Genomic DNA, 1,621 nt, shown 5'->3' on the forward strand with positions numbered 1-1,621 from the left:
CGAGGGCCTGGTGGGCCAGCTCGGCGAGGGCGGCGTCGAGGTCGATCGCGTCCTCACGGTCCATCCGGCCGTGCACGTCGACGGTGCCGTCCAGACTCGGCTGGTCGACCGCGACGTCGAAGCGCCGATCGTCCCGCGCCAGCCGCTGACGCAGGGCTGCACGATCGGGATCGACCTGCTGCTCGGCGAGGTTGACCGCGTTCTCGATCGCCCGCCGACCCAACGAGTGCGCATACGCCGCGAGCAGCTGATCGGCGCGAGCGGCCGCCTCGAACGAGAGCACCATCGTCTGCTCGGTGATCCGACGCACCTGGGCGACGGTGACCTCGCCCTCCACCAGCCGGGCCCACAGCCGCGGGAGACGCGTGCACGCCTCGAGGGCGTGGCCCACGTAGAACCGGCCGGAGTCCGTCGACATCCCCAGCGCCGCCGCGATCTCGTCGCAGCAGTACTCCGAGACCATGGGCGCACCCGGGCCGGCGATCGACACCTCGCAGTGGGTGCCGACCAGGAACGCGGCGTCCATCTCGTCGGCGACCGTGTGGGCGATCGCCCAGTCAGCGGCCAGCTGGAAGGCCTCCCGCTCCAGAGCCTCAGCACCCTGCTTGGCCTGCATCGCAGCGCGCAGCAGGTCGCTGTCGCGCAGGAGACGGGGCTTCCGAGTGGCCATGCCTCATTCTATGCGAACACCAGTTCGAGTGCGAGGGCTTGTGCACAGGGGTCAGGGAAGCATCTTGCGGAAGAAGGTCGCCGACTCCTCGTAGCCGAGCGCACCGTAGAAGTCGGCCGCTCGCCGCGTCGCGAGGGCGAGGTAGGCGGCGTCTCGGGCGCTCGCCCACTGCTCAGCGGCCAGCATCAGCAGGCGTCCGACGCCCGAGCGGCGCGCCCCGGGGGCCACGATCAGCTCCTCCACCCAGCCCACCGGCCCGTCCGCGAAGAGGGCCATGTGGGTGCTCGCGAGGACGTACCCGACGAGGTCGCCGGGCCCGGTCTCCGCGACGGCGAGCAGGACGTCGTCAGCCTCGAGCACCGCGGCGATGCCGGCGTCGAACGCCGGACGCGTCGGCTCGAAGGACGACGCCAGCTGCTGCGTCAGCGGCCAGATCCGCGCGCCGTCGTCGACGCGCGCGGGCCGCACGCTGACGTCCTGATCCTCGACCGGCATGGTCCGGATCTCGGCGGCCGCCGCGCTCTCTCCCGCCGCGAACGCCCGGGTGCGCTGGAGCGCGTCGTGGACCCGACGGTCGTCGGCGTCGGTGGGCGCGTAGAGCGGGAGGACACGCTCGGCACACGCCGCGGCCCAGCGGGCGAGCATCCGGCGGTCGGTCTCGGACAGCGTCTGCGCCGATGTCATGCGCCAAGCCTGCCAGCAGCGGCGTCAGGCCCGCAGCGGCGAGCCGACGACGTCGAACCGGAACCCGCCGAACTCCCCCGACAGCAGCGGCCGCGCGGCGGCGATCGACTCCTGCACCTCCGGCAGCTCGAGCGAGGCGCGGTGGGCATCGGCGGAGGTCCACAGCTCGACGACGAACACGGTGTCGGGCTGCTCCTCGCTCACCCCCACCTCGTAGAGCAGGCAGCCGACCTCGGCCAGCCGGGCGCTGGGGCGGGTGAGGTGGGG

The 1,621-nt window shown here is 72.9% G+C and carries 3 protein-coding genes; all 3 read right to left on the reverse strand.

Annotated features, from left to right (window positions below; genetic code table 11):
* Positions 1–670, reverse strand: a 670-nt coding sequence (locus tag ACZDWJ_RS13135) for a DUF222 domain-containing protein (RefSeq protein ID WP_463521415.1), incomplete at its 3' end; no start/stop codon positions are given.
* Between the two features lie 51 nt (positions 671–721).
* The gene (locus ACZDWJ_RS13140; protein ID WP_463521416.1) at positions 722–1,354 is read right to left on the reverse strand and encodes a GNAT family N-acetyltransferase; all 633 of its coding nucleotides are present in this window, start codon (positions 1,352–1,354) and stop codon (positions 722–724) included.
* A 24-nt stretch (positions 1,355–1,378) separates the two neighbouring features.
* Positions 1,379–1,621: putative quinol monooxygenase (locus ACZDWJ_RS13145; RefSeq protein ID WP_463521417.1), on the reverse strand; the 243-nt coding region annotated here is incomplete at its 5' end.

Source organism: Nocardioides sp. B129/18 (assembly GCF_055282735.1).

Bases quoted from the DNA above. Each gene is read 5' to 3' on its own strand.
- ACZDWJ_RS13140 (WP_463521416.1), bottom strand. From the start codon at position 1,354: ATGACATCGGCGCAGACGCTGTCCGAGACCGACCGCCGGATGCTCGCC.